Below are 18,962 nucleotides of genomic sequence, written 5' to 3' on the forward strand. Positions count from 1 at the left end.
GTTGTTTCGAAAATTCATCGACAAGAAAGGAGACATCATGTCCTGGCACCCTTACCCCGCCCGCTACGAAAATATGCAGTACCGCTACTGCGGAAAAAGCGGCCTGCGCCTGCCGGCGCTGTCGCTTGGTCTGTGGCATAGTTTCGGCCATGTACAGCCTCTCGACTCTCAGCGGGTGCTGTTGCATAAAGCCTTCGACCTCGGCATTACCCATTTCGATCTTGCCAACAACTACGGCCCGCCGGCGGGAAGCGCGGAAGAAAACATGGGTCGTCTGCTGCGGGAAGATTTTGCCGCGTATCGCGATGAACTGATCATCTCAACCAAAGCAGGCTATGACATGTGGCCGGGGCCATATGGGTCGGGCGGGTCGCGCAAATACCTGCTCGCCAGTCTCGATCAGAGCCTCAAGCGCATGGGGCTGGAGTATGTGGATATTTTCTATTCTCACCGCGTGGATGAAAATACGCCGATGGAAGAGACCGCCGCTGCGCTGGCCCAGGCTGTGCAGAGCGGTAAAGCGCTGTATGTCGGTATCTCCTCCTACTCCACGGAGCGCACCCAGAAAATGGCGGACCTGTTACGTGAGTGGAAGATCCCGCTGCTTATCCACCAGCCATCTTACAACCTGCTCAACCGCTGGGTCGATCACACCGGCCTGCTGGATACGCTTGAGAAAAATGGGGCGGGTTGCATTGCGTTTACGCCGCTGGCGCAGGGTCTGCTGACCGGAAAATACCTGAACGGTATTCCTGAAGATTCTCGTATGCAGCGTGAAGGCAAGAAGGTGCGCGGTCTGACGCAGAACATGCTGACTGAAGCCAACCTGAACAGCCTGCATTTACTGAACGAGATGGCACAGGCCCGTGGTCAGACGATGGCGCAAATGGCGCTGAGCTGGCTGCTGAAGGATGAACGCGTGACATCCGTGCTGATTGGTGCGAGCCGTCCGGAGCAGATCGAAGAGAACGTGCAGGCCCTGAATAACCTGCGCTTTAGCGACGATGAGCTGAAAAGGATTGACCAGCATGTTGCGGATGGGGAATTGAATTTGTGGCAGGCATCGTCGGATAAATAGCGCGGTCTGTCGCGCTCACGCCCCCCTCTCCCCTGGGAAGAGGGGGGGGAAATTACTTCTTACTGATCTTATCCAGATACCCCATCACGAACGCAGACAGCACAAACGTCAGATGGATAATCACATACCACATCAGTTTGTTGTCCGGGACATTCTTGGCGTCCATGAATACGCGTAGCAGGTGGATAGATGAGATCGCCACAATCGACGCGGCCACTTTATTCTTCAGCGACGAGGCATCCATTTTGCCCAGCCAGTTGAGCTTCTCTTTGCGCTCGTCGATATCGAGCTGAGAGACAAAGTTCTCATAGCCGGAGAACATCACCATCACCAGTAATCCGCCCACCAGCGTCATATCCACCAGCGAGAGCAGAACCAGAATCAAATCTGCTTCGGCAATGGAAAAGATGTTCGGCAGAACATGCAAGATTTCCTGGAAAAACTTAATCGTCAGCGCAATCAGCGCCAGCGAAAGGCCAAAATAGACGGGTGCCAGTATCCAGCGAGAGGCGTACATCGCGTTTTCAAAGAAGCGTTCCATAAAGTCCTGTCTGCAAACGAAACCAGCGCCCAGTATATCTCAACGGCGCTGACTGTTTGCAACAACTCACTCGTTGTACGTTCAGACATTGTCAGGATTAACGTCCGGGCGCGCATACTCCGGCCAGACCAGCACCACCAGTTCCGGATACGCCTCCAGGCTGAACTCACGAAAACACTGGCGCAGGTTTAATACGTCCAGATCGGAACAGGAGACCTTCTCACCGTTAAGGCAACGCTTTTTGATATTGTCATAATATTTATACACCGCGGAATTCAGGTCGCTGCAGCGGCGCTGCGCTTCAAACAACCCAGGCGTGTCATTAATTTCCGACATTTTCATTCGCTTAATTGTCGCGTGCAAAAAGTCGATATATTCATGGTTCACCCGCCAGTACCAAACCGGTGTAACCGAGTTCATCAATACGGAGAAATGGTCTTCACCTTCCTCTTTTGTCATCAGTTCAGGTAGCGGAGGTTCACTGGCGTCTTTCGACACTTGCGTTTTATTGAACTCCTGCATCAATAAAAGAACACCAGCGGTCAGTAATAGTAATGTGATGACCGTAAAAAAAATGCTGTTCATGGGTAGGCTCCATTTTTTTTGATTTTAAAATTGCCTCATGATATTGTCAACGAATCTCACGCCTTTACCAACCCCACCCTGTTGTAATTAAAGGAAATTAAAATGCTGCCCGACTACCTCGTCCCGGCTAAGTACCACATTGCGCCTGTGGAACAGCAAACGACGGAAGCAGAAAAAGAGGCTAATTTCACTCAGGGGAAAAGAAAGCTCTCTGATTACGAGTCTGACATATTAATAGGCGTTTCTCGCACCGGTAAATCCCGTAATATGTTACTGGAAGAGCACGACCGTCATATAAAGGACCGGTTATTTCGCGCCGTTAAAATAGAAGCCTTTGTCCACCTGCTGAATGACCTGCAGGCCGAAGGTGAAATAGATGCCCAGAAATTAAGTCAAATAATCGCGGAAAAAACCAAAGAAATAAACGAAGCCGGCAATGAAATTTGGCTTAATCTAATTACGCGTGAAACCAATAACCCTATTTTTTATAACCTTGGGGAAGAGTAACGTGAAAGAAATTAAAGATAACGACGTTTATTTGGCTTTAGATAACAAAAAAAGTGATGAATTTATCTTAAAGCAAAATCTCGATGCACTGCGAAACACAAAAAATGCCGAGATGACGCGAATAACTCAGGACCTGGTATCGATCCCGGCGACGCTGGTACGCCTGAAATGGCATAATCGCCGCGAGATTTATCCTCTGCAGGTGAAGGAAGAGATATACGGCGCGGTGATGAATACCCTCATCGAACAGCGGCCTGAGCTGAAAGAGAAGCTTCTCGGGCGTCTGGAGGCCAATTATCAGTATCTGCTCGCCAGAGAAGTGGCCACCCTGCGTCTGACGCGCAAACTGTCTGACGGCGAGTACCGCACGTCAAACGTCACCTGCGTTGCGCTTGATGAAGACGCGCTGGCGTCCCACGCGCCTGCGCCTGCGTCCACTGAGACAAAAAACTGATCGCCCGACACGCATAAAAAAAGCCGGCTTTCGCCAGCTTCTTTGTTATTTCGCGGCCGCTTTCTCTTCGCCGACCAGCCCAATCTTGAGATAACCCGCCTGATGCAGCGTGTCCATTACCTTCATCATGGTTTCGTAATCGACGGTTTTATCCGCGCGGAAGAAGACCGTGGTGTCTTTCTTGCCGCCGGTGAGCTGATCCAGGGCCGGGATAACAGACTGATCCGTCACCGGGTCGTTGCCGAGGAACATCGATTTATCCGCTTTCACCGACAAATAGACAGGTTTCTCAGGACGCGGCTGCGGCTGGCTGGAAGAGGCTGGCAGATTCACCTTCACGTCGACCGTCGCCAGCGGCGCAGCCACCATGAAGATAATCAGCAGAACCAGCATGACGTCGATAAACGGCGTCACGTTGATTTCATGCATTTCGCCGTTATCGTCCAGATTTTCGTTAAGACGCATCGCCATACAATCAACCTACGCGCAGTTTAGACGCCGCATGCACCGGTTTAACGGAGCTGGCATTGAGGTCAAGATCGCGGCTTTGAAGCAACAGCACCTGCGCGGCGACGTCACCGAGCGTGGCTTTATAGTTGCCAATCATACGCGCGAATATGTTATAGATGACGACCGCCGGAATGGCCGCGACCAGACCGATTGCAGTCGCCAGCAGCGCTTCAGCAATCCCTGGCGCAACCACCGCCAGGTTGGTGGTCTGCGTCTGCGCAATGCCGATAAAGCTGTTCATGATGCCCCAGACCGTACCGAACAGACCGATAAACGGTGAGATCGCCCCGATAGTGGCCAGATAACCGTTACCGCGGCCCATATGGCGGCCAACGGCAGCAACGCGACGCTCCAGGCGGAAGCCGGTACGTTCTTTAATGCCTTCGTTATCTTCACTGCCTGCGGAGAGTTCCAGCTCGTTCTGTGCTTCGTTGACTAACAGGGTGGTCAGGCTTTTTCCATGGAAGGATGAGGTCATGTCTAAGGCCTGATCCAGGGAGCGGGCTTCAGCCAGTTGCTGTTGCTCCCGCTTGAGGCGACGCTTCTGCGACAGCAGTTCGACGCTCTTACTGAAGAAGATAGCCCAGGTGATCACGGACGCCAGAACCAGGCCGATCATCACAATCTTAACCACGATGTCAGCATGATGATACATGCCCCAGACGGAGAGATCCGTCTGCATCAAATTATTACCCACTCTGTATCTCCAGGACGCAAATCACAAAATCTGACCGTAATAATATCAAAACATCGTCGAATTGATAGTAGTTCTCATTAGTATTTACATACTGCCGTAATTTTCGTTCACTTTCCTTGCGCTTACGCAGTAAAAATTTCTTATGCGTATTTTTTCTAATATTTTCTGCTTATTCGATAAGCCCCCGGGTGCAGATTTTTACAATCGTGGTAGTCTGGACGTCCAGACGTATAAAAACAGGGTTAGCGAACATGACAAAGAAGCATCTTGATACCACGCTGGTACAGGCAGGACGCAGCAAAAAATACACTCAGGGATCGGTCAACAGCGTGATTCAACGCGCCTCCTCACTGGTATTTGATACCGTCGAGGATAAAAAAATCGCCACACGCAACCGCGCCAAAGGCGGGCTGTTCTATGGCCGTCGTGGCACGCTAACCCATTTTTCACTTCAGGAAGCCATGTGCGAACTGGAAGGCGGCGTGGGCTGCGCCCTGTTCCCCTGTGGTGCGGCGGCAGTCGCCAATACCATTCTGGCGTTTGTGGAACAGGGCGACCATATCCTGATGACCAATACCGCTTATGAACCAAGCCAGGATTTTTGCACCAAAATCCTCAGCAAGCTCGGCGTGACCACCGGCTGGTTCGATCCGCTGATTGGCGAAGGTATCGCTGAACTTATTCAGCCGAACACGCGCATTGTGTTTCTGGAATCCCCAGGCTCTATCACCATGGAAGTGCACGACGTCCCGGCTATTGTGAAAGCAGTTCGCAGCAAAGCCCCCGAGGCAATCATCATGATCGACAACACCTGGGCGGCGGGCGTACTGTTCAGGGCGCTGGAATTCGACATTGATATCTCTATTCAGGCAGCGACCAAATATCTGATTGGCCACTCTGATGGCATGATCGGTACTGCGGTATCCAACGCGCGCTGCTGGGATCAACTTCGGGAGAATGCCTACCTGATGGGCCAGATGGTGGATGCGGATACAGCCTACATGACCAGCCGCGGTATCCGTACGCTGGGGGTGCGCCTGCGTCAGCACCATGAAAGCAGTCTGAAGGTGGCCGAATGGCTGGCCCGGCACCCGCAGGTCGAGCGCGTTAACCATCCGGCGCTTCCGGGCAGCAAAGGCCATGAATTCTGGCAACGTGACTTTACGGGCAGTAGCGGGTTGTTCTCATTTGTTCTTAAAAAACGGCTCAGTAACGACGAACTGGCGAACTACCTGGATCATTTTACCCTCTTCAGCATGGCTTACTCCTGGGGCGGGTTTGAATCCCTGATCCTGCCTAACCAGCCGGAGCAAATTGCGGCCCTACGCCCCGGTGGAGAAGTGGATTTCAGCGGCACGCTTATCCGACTGCATATTGGTTTAGAAGATGTTGACGATTTAATTGCGGATTTAGCGGCAGGGTTTGAACGTATCGTGTAGAGTGCATGCTGAAAATGTACTCCCTGGACGCTTTTGTGAACACTGCCACCAGAAAAGTCTGCATTAGTTGCGCCCGCGATCAAACCCCACGGGCGAATTAGGGAGTACAATAGCGCTATATCTGCATCTGCTGTTCCACAGGAAAGTCCATGGCTGTTATTCAAGATATTATTGCGGCGCTCTGGCAACACGATTTTGCCGCGCTGGCGGACCCTCACGTTGTAGGTATCGTCTATTTCGTGATGTTCGCAACCCTGTTTCTGGAAAATGGATTACTGCCAGCCTCATTTTTACCCGGTGACAGCCTGCTTTTACTGGCCGGGGCGTTAATCGGTAAAGGCGTCATGGACTTCACGCCGACGATGGTCATACTTACCTCCGCTGCCAGCCTCGGTTGCTGGCTGAGCTATCTGCAGGGCCGCTGGCTCGGCAATACGCGCGTCGTGAAAGGCTGGCTGGCGCAGTTACCGCATAAATATCATCAACGTGCGACCTGCATGTTTGACCGCCACGGTCTGCTGGCGCTGCTGGCCGGGCGTTTTCTGGCGTTTGTTCGCACGCTGCTGCCGACCATGGCAGGCATTTCCGGGCTGTCAAACCGCCGCTTCCAGTTCTTCAACTGGTTGAGTGCCCTGCTGTGGGTAGGCGTGGTGACCACGCTTGGCTACGCGCTGAATATGATCCCCTTTGTGAAACACCACGAAGACCAGGTAATGACCTTCTTGATGATCCTCCCGCTTTTCCTGCTGGTCGCGGGACTGCTCGGGACGATTGCGGTTGTGATTAAGAAGAAATACTGCAGCGCGTGATATAAAAAAGCCGGGTGACGATACGCTTACCCGGCTGGACTCTCCCCTCAGGTCCCCTGCATCATTCTGATGCGCGACGCATCTTCCCCCGGCGTGACGCCGAAGTAACGCTTAAACTCCCGACTAAACTGCGACGCACTTTCATAGCCCACCCGCATCGCCGCCGCGCTGGCCTTCATGCCGTCGTGGATCATCAGCATACGAGCCTTATGCAGCCGATAGGTTTTAAGATACTGCAGCGGTGAGGTGCTGGTCACCGACTTAAAATTATGATGAAACGCCGAGACGCTCATGTTTGCTTCCGCCGCCAGCTGGTCAACGCTCAGGTTTTCCGTGTACTGGCTTTCGATACGCTTGAGCACGCGGCTAATCAGGCTGAAGTGCGTCTGGCGGCTGACCAGCGCGAGTAATGCCCCACCGCCCGGCCCCAGCAGCACATGGTAAAGAATTTCGCGGATAATCTGTTTGCCCAGGATGCGTGCATCCAGCGGCCTTTCCATAACGTCGAGCAGACGCTCAATGGCGCAGAGGATCTCCTCGGATAACGTCGCGGAGTTAATCCCGCTCGCGGGCATCGACGGCCGGAACAATGCGTCCTCGCCAATCTCCATCAGCAGCTCCTGCAGCTGAAGGATATCAACATTTAAACGAATGCCCGCCAGCGGTACCGCTTCTGTCGCGAAAGTTTCACATTCAAAGGGTAAAGGTACTGTGAGCAGAAGATATTCATTGGTGTCATACCGGAACACGCGCTCATTGATATAGCCAATTTTATGGCCTGAAAAGAGAAAAACGATGCCCGGCTGGTACATGACCGGTGTGCGTGTCCCTGGCTGCGTCCCATACAGAAGACGAATGTCAGGCAACATGTCACCGACACCATTTTCTTTATCAATCAGTCTTTTAATCTGCGCAGTAAGCTGAAGGCAGATCGCTTCACGGTTCATTTTACGTTACTCCGGCTACGGTTTCCGACGTTAACAGTGTGCGCAGTTTACCGTGTTTTCTCCAGCGCTCTGTAGAAATGGGCAAGACATCGGCAGGAATGTGCATTGAGAGGATAGTCCCGGACGGCCACAATGTGCAGCATCAGGTCGCCTTCAGCGCCACCACGGTTTTTCACCCACATAAGGGAACGAGCAATGAATAATTTTAATCTCCACACCCCAACCCGCATTCTGTTTGGTAAAGGCGCTATCGCCGACCTGCGCGCACAGATCCCCGCTGACGCCCGCGTACTGATCACCTACGGTGGCGGCAGCGTGAAAAAAACCGGGGTACTGGATCAGGTTTACAGCGCGCTGGAAGGTCTGGACGTGCGTGAGTTCGGCGGTATCGAGCCTAACCCGTCTTATGAAACACTGATGAACGCGGTCAAGATCGCCCGTGATGAAAAAGTCACCTTCCTGCTGGCAGTCGGCGGCGGCTCCGTTCTGGATGGCACCAAATTCATCGCCGCTGCGGCGCACTACGCGGACGGTATTGACCCGTGGCACATTCTGGAAACCCGTGGCAGCGATATCAAAAGCGCGATCCCAATGGGTTCCGTGCTGACCCTGCCTGCGACCGGTTCTGAATCCAACAAAGGTGCCGTTATCTCCCGTAAAACCACGGGTGATAAGCAGGCCTTTATGAACGATCACGTTCAGCCTGTATTCGCCATCCTCGATCCGGTTTACACCTACACCCTGCCTGCACGTCAGGTCGCGAACGGTGTGGTCGATGCGTTTGTGCACACCGTTGAGCAGTACGTTACCTACCCGGTAGATGCCAAAATTCAGGATCGCTTCGCGGAAGGCATTCTGCTGACGCTGATTGAAGACGGTCCGACAGCGCTGAAAGAGCCGGAAAACTACGATGTGCGCGCCAACGTGATGTGGGCGGCAACCCAGGCGCTGAACGGTCTGATCGGTGCCGGCGTGCCGCAGGACTGGGCAACCCATATGCTGGGCCACGAACTGACGGCCATGCACGGTCTGGATCACGCGCAAACGCTGGCCGTCGTTCTGCCTGCACTGTGGAACGAAAAACGTGATACCAAACGCGCCAAACTGCTGCAGTACGCTGAGCGCGTGTGGAACATCACCGAAGGTTCTGACGATGCGCGTATCGACGCGGCTATCGAAGCAACCCGCAGCTTCTTTGAAGGTCTGGGCGTGCCAACGCGTCTGTCCGGCTATGGCCTGGATGGCAGCTCCATCCCTGCCCTGCTGGCGAAACTTGAAGAACACGGTATGACCCAGTTGGGTGAGCACGGCGACATTACGCTGGAAGTGAGCCGTCGTATCTACGAAGCGGCACGCTAAGCGTTTTTGACATCCCGCCTTTCGTTTTTTGACATTTCGTCCAGACTTAATGCACATCACATCGTCGGGGGTTCCCTCCGACGATGAGCACCTGAAGGAGGAAAAATGGCAAACCAAACCGTAATCAAGCTGCAGGATGGCAACGTGATGCCCCAACTGGGGCTAGGTGTATGGAAAGCCGGTAACGACGAGGTCGTCTCCGCCATTCATAAAGCACTGGAAGTCGGCTATCGGTCGATTGATACCGCCGCCGCGTACAAAAATGAGGACGGCGTGGGTAAGGCACTGGCCAGCGCTGGCATGCCCCGCGACGACCTTTTCATCACCACCAAACTGTGGAACGACGATCAAAAACGCCCCCGCGAAGCCCTGCAGGAGAGTCTGGACAAACTCCAGCTCGATTTCGTCGATCTCTATCTGATGCACTGGCCAGTCCCGGCTATCGATCACTATGTTGACGCCTGGAAAGGGATGATTGAGCTGCAGCAGGCAGGGCTGGTGAAAAGCATCGGCGTGTGTAATTTCCAGGTTCACCACCTGCAGCGCCTGATTGACGAGACGGGTGTCGCGCCGGTTATCAACCAGATTGAGCTGCACCCGCTGATGCAGCAGCGTCAGCTTCACGCCTGGAACGCCACGCACAAGATCCAGACCGAGTCCTGGAGCCCGCTGGCACAGGGCGGTGAAGGGGTGTTCGACCAGAAAATTATTCGCGATCTCGCGGATAAATACGGCAAGACGCCGGCGCAAATCGTTATTCGCTGGCATCTGGATAACGGCCTGGTGGTGATCCCGAAATCGGTCACGCCATCGCGTATCGCTGAGAACTTCGACGTCTGGGATTTCCGCCTGGATAAAGATGAACTGAGTGAAATTGCGAAGCTGGACAAGGGCAAGCGTTTAGGCCCGGATCCCGATCAGTTTGGCGGATGAATAAAAAAACCCCGGCTCGCCGGGGTTTTTATTTTTTACGCTTTACGTTTCACGGGTTTCTTCGCACTGGCGTTACCGTTTGAACGCTGATGCACAATCGGCGTGTGCTTGGTCAATGCCGGGCGCGTATGGCGGTTCTGGCGGCGCGCTTCACGCATCTCGTCAAGCGTAGGCGCAGGCACCAGGCAGTCGCGGCGCGAGCCGATCAGATGCTTTTTACCCATATCTTCCAGCGCCTGACGGATCAGCGGCCAGTTAGCCGGATCGTGGTAGCGCAGCAGTGCTTTATGCAGACGGCGCTGTTTATCCCCTTTCGGCACCACCACATCTTCACTCTTATAGCCAATTTTACCCAGCGGGTTCTTGCCGGTGTAATACATGGTCGTTGAGTTCGCGAGCGGTGATGGATAGAAGTTCTGCACCTGATCCAGACGGAAGCGACGCTGTTTCAGCCACAGCGCCAGGTTCACCATGTCCTCATCGCGCGTGCCAGGGTGCGCGGAGATGAAGTATGGGATCAGATACTGCTCTTTACCCGCCTGCTTCGAGTAGGTGTCAAACAGCTCTTTAAAGCGATCGTAGCTGCCCATACCCGGCTTCATCATCTTGGACAGCGGGCCTTCTTCGGTATGCTCAGGGGCAATCTTCAGGTAGCCACCCACGTGATGCGTCGCCAGCTCTTTGATGTAGCGCGGATCTTCCACGGCGATATCGTAACGCACCCCGGAAGCGATCAGGATCTTCTTGATCCCTTTCAGGTCACGCGCACGACGATAAAGGTTGATCGTCGGTTCATGGTTGGTATCCATGTGCTGACAGATATCCGGGTACACGCACGACAGACGACGGCAGGTCTGTTCCGCGCGCGGTGACTTACAGCGCAGCATGTACATGTTGGCAGTCGGACCGCCCAGATCGGAGATCACCCCGGTGAAGCCAGGCACGGTATCGCGAATGGCTTCGATCTCATTGATGATCGAATCTTCGGAGCGACTCTGAATAATGCGCCCTTCGTGCTCGGTAATGGAGCAGAAGGAGCAGCCGCCGAAGCAGCCGCGCATGATGTTTATTGAGAAACGGATCATCTCATACGCCGGGATTCGGCTCTCGCCGTATGCCGGATGCGGCACGCGTTTGTACGGCAGCGCGAAGACGCTGTCCATCTCTTCGGTGGAAAGCGGGATGGCCGGCGGGTTGATCCAGATAAAGCGCTCACCGTGCTTTTGCATCAGCGCACGCGCGCAGCCCGGGTTGGTTTCGTGGTGTAGAATACGGGACGCATGCGCGTAGAGCACTTTATCGGCTTTGACCTTCTCAAAGGAAGGCAGCAGCACGTAGGTTTTTTCCCACGGTTTCGGGCGCGGCGGCTGAACAACGATAGCTTTCGTTTCGGCTTTCTTTGGCTCTACCGGCTTGTTATCCGCACACGGCAGATCGTCGCCGTACGGGTGCGGGATCGGGTCGATTTTACCCGGCATATCAATGATACGGGAATCCACCCCGCTCCAGCCCGGCAGCGCCTCTTTCACCATGATCGCGGTGTTGCGCACGTCGCGGATGCTGCTCACCGGCTCACCCTGTGAGAGACGGTGCGCCACTTCCACCAGCGGACGTTCACCGTTACCGTAAATCAGCATATCGGCTTTGGAATCCACCAGCACCGAACGGCGCACGGTGTCTGACCAGTAGTCGTAGTGCGCGGTACGGCGCAAACTCGCCTCGATGCCGCCCAGGATAACCGGCACGTCTTTCCAGGCTTCTTTGCAGCGTTGGGTGTAGACCAGCGTCGCGCGGTCAGGACGTTTACCCGCGACGTTATCCGGCGTGTAGGCATCGTCATGACGCAGCTTACGGTCGGCGGTATAGCGGTTGATCATCGAGTCCATGTTGCCTGCGGTCACGCCGAAGAACAGGTTGGGTTTCCCCAGACGCATAAAGTCGTCTTTGCTGTTCCAGTCAGGCTGGGCAATGATCCCTACCCGGAAGCCCTGCGCTTCAAGCATACGGCCACAGATAGCCATGCCAAAGCTCGGGTGGTCGACATAGGCATCGCCCGTCACCAGAATGATATCGCAGCTGTCCCAGCCCAGTTGGTCCATCTCTTCCCGGGACATCGGCAGGAACGGTGCCGGTCCAAAGCAGGCCGCCCAGTACTGGGGCCAGGAGAAGAGGTCACGATCCGGCTGGATCAGGGAAATTGCGCTCATAGTGCTTCCGAAGAAAAAATAGACAAAAGGAGCGGGATTATACGCTGTTAGTCCGCCGGATTTGAAGAAAAGGATGCAAGAAGTAAACAGAAAATCCTGGAAGCCGTTAAAATACAGCGCACTGTTAATTTTGGATCATAATATCCACTATATCTTGCGGTAATCAGTTACCGGGATGCATTCTGGCACGGAGTTTCTTTGTGAAGTTCAACGATTCGTTACATGTGTCCCAGCTGCGGGTTGTGCTTCACCTCTGCGGTTTTCTGGTTCTTCTGTACAGCCTGTCCATGCTGCCGCCGATGGTTATCGCCCTGCTGAATAAAGAGCGAACCTACTTTGCTTTTTTAACCACCTTTTTGACCTTTTTCACCCTTGGCGGACTCACCTGGCGGGCAACACGTCATTCCGGTATACAGCTGCGCACCCGTGACGGTTTCGTGATTATCGTTCTGTTCTGGCTGCTGTTTTCATTGATTAGCGCCATGCCGTTATGGATGGATGACGGTCTGCAACTCTCCTTTTCCGATGCGCTCTTTGAAGGGGTCTCAGGGATCACCACCACCGGGGCGACGGTGATTGGGGACGTCAGTGCCCTGCCGAAGTCGTACCTTTATTACCGCGCTCAGCTCAATTTCATTGGCGGATTAGGGGTCATCGTACTGGCCGTCGCGGTCCTGCCGCTGCTCGGTATCGGTGGCATGAAGCTGTATCAGTCGGAAATGCCTGGGCCGTTTAAGGAGGAGCGCCTGACGCCCCGACTCGCCGATACCGCGCGTACGCTGTGGGTAACCTATCTGGCGCTGGGACTGGTCTGCACGCTGGCGTACTGGCTGGCGGGCATGCCCTTTTTTGACGCCGTCTGTCACGGGCTTTCCACCGTCTCATTGGGTGGGTTTTCAACCCGAAGTGAGAGCATCGGGTTTTACGACAGCCACGCGATTGAGCTTGTCGCCGGGGCTTTTTCACTGCTTTCCGCGTTTAACTTTACCCTCTGGTATGTCGTCATCGCGCGCCGCACGCTGAAACCGATTCGGCGCAGCCCGGAGGTGAAATTCTTTCTCGGTGCCGCCACCGTCATTATCGCCATCACCGCCTGGCAGGTGTGGCACGCGGGGATGTACAACGGCACCGACAGCCTGGTACATGCCTTCTTTCTGGCCAGCTCCATGATGACCGACAACGGTCTTTCGACGGCCGATTACGCTCACTGGCCTCCCCACACCATTTTCCTGCTGTTGAGCGCCAGCTTTTTTGGCGGCTGCGTCGGCTCTACCTGCGGCGGGATCAAAGCGCTGCGTTTTCTCATCATGTTTAAGCAGTGTATTCAGGAGATGAATCAACTCGCGCATCCGCGCGCGCTGCTGAGTATTAAGGTCGGCAAAAGCGTCGTGAATGAACGCGTTCTGCGCTCGGTCTGGAGCTTCTTTTTTCTCTACGTGATGATAACGGGCTTTTTCGTCTGGGCGCTGAACCTGCTGGGATACGATTTGTTCACGTCATTTGCCACCGTTGCGGCCTGTATTAACAATATGGGGCTGGGGTTCGGCGAAACGGCGTCAACCTTCGGGACGCTAAAAGACGAGGCCAAGCTGTTGATGTGTGCGGCGATGATTATGGGGCGTCTGGAAATTTATCCGGTGCTGATCCTGTGCTCACGCTTTTTCTGGCGGGCATAAGAATTCCCGGCGAACCGGGAATCGTATCGTGGTTTAGGGTGCCGGGTTGACCAGCATCTGGCCGACGGATCCCCTGTCCATCATCTCCAGCGTCTGGCTGTGGAACAGGAACGGGAAGTGCGGCCACGAAGGCTGTCCGTAGTAGACCAGCAGTTCGACCTGCCCATCCACCCAGACGGTATCCTTCCAGCCCCTGTCTTCGGGGAACGGCATCGCGCCATTGACATTGCGGATCAGGAAACTCACCCCTTCGATATGGAACGACTGCGGCATGTCCGAGCGAACCGTCCAGCGCTCCCAGGTGCCCTGCTGCGCGGTAATATCGATACGGTTAACGTCCCACAGCGTGCCGTTGATCCCCGGATCGTCGCCCAGGCTGATATCGCGGCTGCGCACCGGCGAACCGCTCATGATCTCCTGCGGTAGCAGGCGCATCGGCAGGCTGTCGGTCACCAGCGGCAGCAGGCCGGTAGGACGCAGGGTCAGCACCAGGGTGGAGACCAGGATACTCGACGGCTCAAAGAAACCGCGAATGCGGTCCACAATGCTGGCCGCTTCGCCACAGGTGATCGACACCTCATCACCGTTGGTCATATCAATAAGGATTTCGCGGCGTTCGCCTGGCGACAGCGCCAGCTGCTTCACGGAAACCGGGGCCGGTAAAAAGCCCTGGTCGCCGGAGATGACGTGTAGCGCACGGCCATCGCTCATTTGCAGCTGGTAGCGGCGCGAGTTAGAGGCGTTCAGCAGACGCAGACGTACCCATCCACGCGACACTTCGACATACGGACTTTGCGCGCCGTTAACCAGCAGCGTATCGCCAACGAAGCCACCGCTGCCCGGCTCGCTGTATTCCGGCGTGCCGAAATTATCCAGCCGTTTGTCCTGAATAATGACCGGAAAATCATCCACGCCATAGTGGTTCGGGATTGGCAGGGATTTACTGATTTCATCTTCCACCAGCCACATGCCGGCCAGGCCGTTATACACCTGCTGGGCCGTGCGGTTAGGGGTATTGGCATGATACCAGAGCGTCGCCGCGCTCTGACGAATCGGCAGAACGGGCGCCCAGTCAGCGTTAGGCGACATCATGCGCGCCGCGCCGCCAAGCAGCGGGCCAGGCACCTGTAAACCACTGATGGTCATGGCGACATTTTCTGTCGTACGGTTACTGTAGATCAGCTTAACGTCATCGCCATTCCACACGCGTATGGTCGGCCCAAGGTAACGCCCGTTAATGCCCCACACCGGCGCACGCGTGCCCTGGGTAAAGGACCAGTGGCTGCGCTGTAGCGTCAGGAAAAGCGGCTGCCCGCGACGGGATTCTATTAACGGCGGAATGGGCAGCGGCTGTTGCTGCCCGGCGGCGTTGGCTGTCAGCGGCAGCGCACCCGCACAAAGGGCGATCCCGGAAGCCTGAATAAACTGACGCCGACTGAATGACATATAAGCTCCATCTGAAACGACTAACAACGCGGGAATTCGTTTTCCCTTTTAACGCCGGCTTACTTCTTACCGGCGGCTTCTCTCTCTGCGACTTCTTTGTCGAGCAGCGCAATATGCTGAGCCATCAGTTCACGGCAGTGTGCTGCCAGCTCGCGAACCTGGTCTTTACCGTATTTGCTGGTATCCACCGGCGGCAGCATTTCGACAATCACCAGCCCGTTATTCAGGCGGTTAAGATTAATCTTATTAGAAGTATTGGAAACACACACAGGAATAATTGGAACACCTGCCGCAATTGCAGCATGAAACGCACCGGTTTTGAACGGCAGCAGGCCACGGCCACGGCTGCGCGTCCCTTCCGGGAACATCCAGATTGAGATCCTGCGCTTTTTGAAGTGATTAACCACTTCAGCAATAGTGCTGTGCGCTTTCGCGCGGTTGTTACGGTCAATCAGCAGGTTACCGGTCAGCCAGTACAGCTGGCCGAAAAAAGGGATCCACAGCAGGCTCTTTTTGCCCACGGTCACGGTCGGTGGCAGAACAATGTTGGAGGCCGTCACCATATCGTAGTTGTTCTGATGGTTAGCGATAAAGATGGCGTTACCGAAGTTCTCAGCCCCTTCCGGCAGGCGTTTTTCAACCTTCAGGCCAAACAGCGGCGCAAGGCGGCCGAACATATGGCCGAAGGTGGCGACATGTTTCGGATTGCGCGGACTGAACAGGCAATAAATAGAGCCGAAAATACAGACCAGAATGCAGTAAATAATGGTAAGAATTAAACGAACAATGAATAGCATAGCGACCTCTGAAGCCCTGACAGCTGACAATTATACTTCACCTGTGGCCAGGTAAGGACTTTATTACGAGCGCGTATTGTTAATCGCAACGCACGAATTAACAACGATTTTACGGGAAATTTTATTGAAATTCCCCCTCCGGAACAGAGGGGGAGATAACGGCGTTACTCTTCGCTGTCGCCCGCGGTACTGCGTGCAGGAGAGTCAATCTCCACGCGGTCAATACGCTGCAGGCCGCGCATCAGCGAGCCGCGTCGACCGCGCTCGCCCACCACTTTCTGCAACTCTTCCGGACGAAGCTTGATTTTACGTTTGCCGACATGAATGGTCAGCGTGCTCTGCGGCGGTAGAATAAAGAGGTGCGCCAGACCATCTACCCCTTTCGCCGCTTCCGCTGACGGGATGCTGATGATCTTGTTGCCCTTGCCTTTTGACAATTCCGGCAGGTCGCTGACCGGGAACATCAGCATACGTCCGGCGGCAGTGATCGCCAGCAGCATATCGCTGTCGTTTTCCACCACCAGCGGCGGCATCACATGCGCGTTGTCAGGCAGGCTGATCAGCGCCTTACCGGCACGGTTGCGGGAAACAAGATCGTTAAAGGTACAGATAAAGCCGTACCCCGCGTCAGACGCCAGCAGCAGTTTCTGGTCATCGGCTTCCATCAGCATATGGTCAACCGTTGCACCCGGCGGCAGCGTCAGCTTACCGGTAAGCGGTTCGCCCTGTCCGCGGGCAGAAGGCAGCGTGATCGGGTCGATGGCGTAGCTGCGCCCCGTCGAGTCGATAAAGGCGACCGGCTGGTTGCTCTTACCTTTCACGGCCGCTTTAAAGCTATCGCCCGCCTTGTAGCTCAACCCTGGCGCGTCGATATCGTGACCTTTAGCACTGCGCACCCAGCCGCTCTGAGACAGCACAATGGTGACCGGCTCAGATGGCTGCATGTCGTGCTCATTCATCGCCTTCGCTTCTTCGCGCTCATGCAGCGGAGAACGACGGTCGTCACCGAATGCATCGGCGTCAGCCTGCAGCTCTTTCTTGAGCAGGTTGTTCATCTTGCGTTCGGACGCGAGGATCGCCTGCAGCTGATCGCGCTCTTTTTCCAGTTCGTTCTGCTCACCGCGGATCTTCATCTCTTCGAGTTTGGCGAGATGACGCAGTTTCAGCTCAAGGATCGCTTCGGCCTGGGTTTCACTGATGCCAAAGCGCGACATCAGCGCCGGCTTCGGCTCGTCCTCGGTACGGATAATCTCAATAACTTCGTCGATATTGAGGAACGCCACCAGCAAACCTTCAAGGATGTGCAGGCGTTTAAGCACTTTTTCCAGTCGATAGTTCAGACGTCGGCGAACGGTATCGCGGCGGAACGTCAGCCATTCGCTCAGGATCTCCAGCAGGTTTTTCACTGCCGGACGACCGTCGAGGCCGATCATGTTCAGGTTGATGCGGTAGCTTTTTTCCAGATCGGTGGTGGCAAACAGGTGGTTCATCACCTGCTCCATGTCCACGCGGTTGGAACGCGGCACGATCACCAGACGCGTCGGGTTCTCGTGGTCGGATTCGTCGCGCAGGTCATCCACCATCGGCAGCTTTTTATTGCGCATCTGGGAGGCAATCTGCTCCAGTACTTTCGCGCCGGAGACCTGGTGCGGCAGCGCGGTGATGACCACTGCGCCGTCCTCTTTGGTCCACACCGCACGCATGCGCACGGAGCCGCGGCCGTTCTGGTAGATTTTGCGGATTTCCGCGCGCGAGGTGATGATTTCGGCCTCGGTCGGGTAGTCCGGCCCCTGCACGATATCCAGCAGATCGTCCAGCGTGGTTTTCGGCTGTTCAATCAGGGTGATGGCGGCTTTCGCCACTTCACGCAGGTTGTGCGGCGGAATGTCCGTCGCCATACCCACCGCGATACCGGTAGTGCCGTTCAGCAGGATGTTCGGCAGACGCGCAGGCAGCATTTTCGGCTCCTGCATCGTACCGTCGAAGTTTGGCACCCAGTCCACGGTTCCCTGACCCAGCTCGCCCAGCAGCACTTCAGCGTAGCGGGAGAGACGGGATTCGGTATAACGCATCGCTGCGAAGGATTTCGGATCGTCCGGCGCCCCCCAGTTCCCCTGACCATCCACCAGCGGATAACGGTAAGAAAACGGCTGTGCCATCAGCACCATCGCTTCATAACAGGCGCTGTCGCCGTGCGGATGGTATTTACCCAGTACGTCACCGACGGTACGGGCGGATTTTTTGAACTTGGCGGTCGCATTCAGCCCCAGCTCGGACATCGCATAGACGATGCGGCGCTGAACGGGCTTCAGGCCATCCCCGATAAACGGCAACGCCCTGTCCATGATGACGTACATGGAGTAGTTCAGGTAGGCGTTTTCCGTGAATTCATGTAGCGCGAGGCGCTCTGCCATATCGCTCATTATGTGTGATTCCTCAACTCAGAAACCGAAAGGTTTCAGGCAATATTGCCGCAGATACTACCTTATCTGGCGTGTTGAGTCACAAAGAAAAAGGGCCGCATCCGCGGCCCTTTCGGGGTTATTTGTTCAGTTTGATAACCTGCTTCACGTCGATTTCAAAATCGTTCCACTCTTTATCGACTTTACCCTGAATTTCCACCTTATCCTGCGGGGTTACGGTCACGCCGTTCCAGCGCTTGTGGTCAATCTCCACGTTAACCGTACCGGTCTCATCGCGGAAGGTGTAGCGGTCATCTGACAGGCGCTGAGTGATGTTCCCGCGCAGCTTCACCCAGCTGTCGTCCTTCATGTCCTTCACTTTCACCGCGGTGGTGAGGTTCGCGTCATTATCGACAAAACCGCCCGCCTGCGTCTGGGCCTGGGTTTGTGCGGCAGAGGGGCCGTTAAATCCGCCCTCTGCAGCAAAAACAGGGGCAGTGGTCATCATCATGATGGCGGCAATCGCAGCGAATTTTTTCATATTAACTCTCCCTTTAATGTGGTTTCGCAGTCCA

General features: G+C 55.1%; 18 protein-coding genes. 8 read left to right on the forward strand and 10 right to left on the reverse strand.

The annotated features are described in order from the left end of the window. Positions 1-37: 37 nt before the first annotated feature. Complete coding sequence (locus L462_RS08375) at positions 38-1,078, forward strand: aldo/keto reductase (protein WP_032678969.1); 1,041 nt, start codon at positions 38-40, stop codon at positions 1,076-1,078. A gap of 52 nt (positions 1,079-1,130) precedes the next feature. Here L462_RS08375 and L462_RS08370 read toward each other — a convergent pair whose 3' ends face one another. Next, entirely contained in the window at positions 1,131-1,619 is a 489-nt protein-coding gene (locus L462_RS08370) for a TIGR00645 family protein (protein ID WP_014171606.1), read from the reverse strand. Between the two features lie 81 nt (positions 1,620-1,700). Then, the gene (locus L462_RS08365) at positions 1,701-2,204 is read right to left on the reverse strand and encodes an ESA_00282 family adhesion-associated protein (protein WP_020883663.1); all 504 of its coding nucleotides are present in this window, start codon (positions 2,202-2,204) and stop codon (positions 1,701-1,703) included. A 102-nt stretch (positions 2,205-2,306) separates the two neighbouring features. Here L462_RS08365 and L462_RS08360 point away from each other — a divergent pair, with 102 nt between their 5' ends. Together L462_RS08360 and L462_RS08355 are read left to right on the forward strand one after the other, a co-directional pair. Then, positions 2,307-2,711, forward strand: a complete 405-nt coding sequence (locus L462_RS08360) for a hypothetical protein (protein WP_020883662.1) — start codon at positions 2,307-2,309, stop codon at positions 2,709-2,711. Position 2,712: 1 nt separating this feature from the next. Beyond that, positions 2,713-3,165, forward strand: coding sequence for a hypothetical protein (locus L462_RS08355; RefSeq protein WP_020883661.1), 453 nt, complete (start codon positions 2,713-2,715; stop codon positions 3,163-3,165). Positions 3,166-3,210: 45 nt separating this feature from the next. Here L462_RS08355 and exbD read toward each other — a convergent pair whose 3' ends face one another. Both exbD and exbB read right to left on the reverse strand, forming a co-directional pair. After that, positions 3,211-3,636, reverse strand: coding sequence for a TonB system transport protein ExbD (gene exbD, locus L462_RS08350; protein ID WP_014171610.1), 426 nt, complete (start codon positions 3,634-3,636; stop codon positions 3,211-3,213). 4 nt (positions 3,637-3,640) lie between these two features. Next, complete coding sequence (exbB, locus tag L462_RS08345; RefSeq protein WP_014171611.1) at positions 3,641-4,372, reverse strand: tol-pal system-associated acyl-CoA thioesterase; 732 nt, start codon at positions 4,370-4,372, stop codon at positions 3,641-3,643. Positions 4,373-4,623: 251 nt separating this feature from the next. On the opposite strand from exbB, the gene metC reads away from it, so the two are divergent. Beyond that, positions 4,624-5,811, forward strand: coding sequence for a cystathionine beta-lyase (gene metC, locus L462_RS08340; protein WP_025203159.1), 1,188 nt, complete (start codon positions 4,624-4,626; stop codon positions 5,809-5,811). Between the two features lie 149 nt (positions 5,812-5,960). Next, positions 5,961-6,620: a DedA family general envelope maintenance protein YghB gene (gene yghB, locus L462_RS08335; RefSeq protein ID WP_014171613.1), complete on the forward strand. Its 660-nt coding sequence runs from the start codon at positions 5,961-5,963 to the stop codon at positions 6,618-6,620. 47 nt (positions 6,621-6,667) lie between these two features. On the opposite strand, the gene L462_RS08330 is transcribed toward yghB, so the two are convergent. Then, the gene (locus L462_RS08330) at positions 6,668-7,567 is read right to left on the reverse strand and encodes an AraC family transcriptional regulator (protein WP_020883659.1); all 900 of its coding nucleotides are present in this window, start codon (positions 7,565-7,567) and stop codon (positions 6,668-6,670) included. Between the two features lie 195 nt (positions 7,568-7,762). On the opposite strand from L462_RS08330, the gene yqhD reads away from it, so the two are divergent. Further along, positions 7,763-8,926, forward strand: a complete 1,164-nt coding sequence (yqhD, locus tag L462_RS08325; RefSeq protein ID WP_020883658.1) for an alcohol dehydrogenase — start codon at positions 7,763-7,765, stop codon at positions 8,924-8,926. Between the two features lie 105 nt (positions 8,927-9,031). Beyond that, entirely contained in the window at positions 9,032-9,859 is an 828-nt protein-coding gene (gene dkgA / locus L462_RS08320; protein WP_020883657.1) for a 2,5-didehydrogluconate reductase DkgA, read from the forward strand. 35 nt (positions 9,860-9,894) lie between these two features. Here dkgA and L462_RS08315 read toward each other — a convergent pair whose 3' ends face one another. Beyond that, the gene (locus tag L462_RS08315; protein WP_020883656.1) at positions 9,895-12,066 is read right to left on the reverse strand and encodes a YgiQ family radical SAM protein; all 2,172 of its coding nucleotides are present in this window, start codon (positions 12,064-12,066) and stop codon (positions 9,895-9,897) included. Positions 12,067-12,266: 200 nt separating this feature from the next. On the opposite strand from L462_RS08315, the gene L462_RS08310 reads away from it, so the two are divergent. Further along, positions 12,267-13,742, forward strand: coding sequence for a TrkH family potassium uptake protein (locus L462_RS08310; RefSeq protein WP_014171619.1), 1,476 nt, complete (start codon positions 12,267-12,269; stop codon positions 13,740-13,742). Between the two features lie 33 nt (positions 13,743-13,775). Here L462_RS08310 and ftsP read toward each other — a convergent pair whose 3' ends face one another. The 4 genes from ftsP to L462_RS08290 form a co-directional block, all read right to left on the reverse strand. Beyond that, on the reverse strand, positions 13,776-15,188 hold the full coding sequence (gene ftsP / locus L462_RS08305) for a cell division protein FtsP (RefSeq protein ID WP_020883655.1): 1,413 nt from the start codon (positions 15,186-15,188) through the stop codon (positions 13,776-13,778). Positions 15,189-15,247: 59 nt separating this feature from the next. Further along, entirely contained in the window at positions 15,248-15,985 is a 738-nt protein-coding gene (plsC, locus tag L462_RS08300; RefSeq protein ID WP_020883654.1) for a 1-acylglycerol-3-phosphate O-acyltransferase, read from the reverse strand. A 164-nt stretch (positions 15,986-16,149) separates the two neighbouring features. Continuing rightward, a complete protein-coding gene (parC, locus tag L462_RS08295) occupies positions 16,150-18,408 on the reverse strand; it encodes a DNA topoisomerase IV subunit A (protein WP_032678970.1) in 2,259 nt (752 codons plus the stop codon). Positions 18,409-18,526: 118 nt separating this feature from the next. Beyond that, positions 18,527-18,928 (reverse strand): YgiW/YdeI family stress tolerance OB fold protein, encoded by a 402-nt coding sequence (locus L462_RS08290; protein ID WP_032678971.1) that lies wholly within the window; start codon positions 18,926-18,928, stop codon positions 18,527-18,529. Between the last annotated feature and the right edge of the window lie 34 nt (positions 18,929-18,962).

Source organism: Enterobacter sp. BIDMC 26 (assembly GCF_000534435.1).
Taxonomy (GTDB): domain Bacteria; phylum Pseudomonadota; class Gammaproteobacteria; order Enterobacterales; family Enterobacteriaceae; genus Enterobacter; species Enterobacter ludwigii.

Bases quoted from the DNA above. Each gene is read 5' to 3' on its own strand.
- L462_RS08375 (WP_032678969.1), top strand. From the start codon at position 38: ATGTCCTGGCACCCTTACCCCGCCCGCTACGAAAATATGCAGTACCGC.
- L462_RS08370 (WP_014171606.1), bottom strand. From the start codon at position 1,619: ATGGAACGCTTCTTTGAAAACGCGATGTACGCCTCTCGCTGGATACTG.
- L462_RS08365 (WP_020883663.1), bottom strand. From the start codon at position 2,204: ATGAACAGCATTTTTTTTACGGTCATCACATTACTATTACTGACCGCT.
- L462_RS08360 (WP_020883662.1), top strand. From the start codon at position 2,307: ATGCTGCCCGACTACCTCGTCCCGGCTAAGTACCACATTGCGCCTGTG.
- exbD (WP_014171610.1), bottom strand. From the start codon at position 3,636: ATGGCGATGCGTCTTAACGAAAATCTGGACGATAACGGCGAAATGCAT.
- metC (WP_025203159.1), top strand. From the start codon at position 4,624: ATGACAAAGAAGCATCTTGATACCACGCTGGTACAGGCAGGACGCAGC.
- yghB (WP_014171613.1), top strand. From the start codon at position 5,961: ATGGCTGTTATTCAAGATATTATTGCGGCGCTCTGGCAACACGATTTT.
- L462_RS08330 (WP_020883659.1), bottom strand. From the start codon at position 7,567: ATGAACCGTGAAGCGATCTGCCTTCAGCTTACTGCGCAGATTAAAAGA.
- yqhD (WP_020883658.1), top strand. From the start codon at position 7,763: ATGAATAATTTTAATCTCCACACCCCAACCCGCATTCTGTTTGGTAAA.
- dkgA (WP_020883657.1), top strand. From the start codon at position 9,032: ATGGCAAACCAAACCGTAATCAAGCTGCAGGATGGCAACGTGATGCCC.
- L462_RS08315 (WP_020883656.1), bottom strand. From the start codon at position 12,066: ATGAGCGCAATTTCCCTGATCCAGCCGGATCGTGACCTCTTCTCCTGG.
- ftsP (WP_020883655.1), bottom strand. From the start codon at position 15,188: ATGTCATTCAGTCGGCGTCAGTTTATTCAGGCTTCCGGGATCGCCCTT.
- plsC (WP_020883654.1), bottom strand. From the start codon at position 15,985: ATGCTATTCATTGTTCGTTTAATTCTTACCATTATTTACTGCATTCTG.
- parC (WP_032678970.1), bottom strand. From the start codon at position 18,408: ATGAGCGATATGGCAGAGCGCCTCGCGCTACATGAATTCACGGAAAAC.
- L462_RS08290 (WP_032678971.1), bottom strand. From the start codon at position 18,928: ATGAAAAAATTCGCTGCGATTGCCGCCATCATGATGATGACCACTGCC.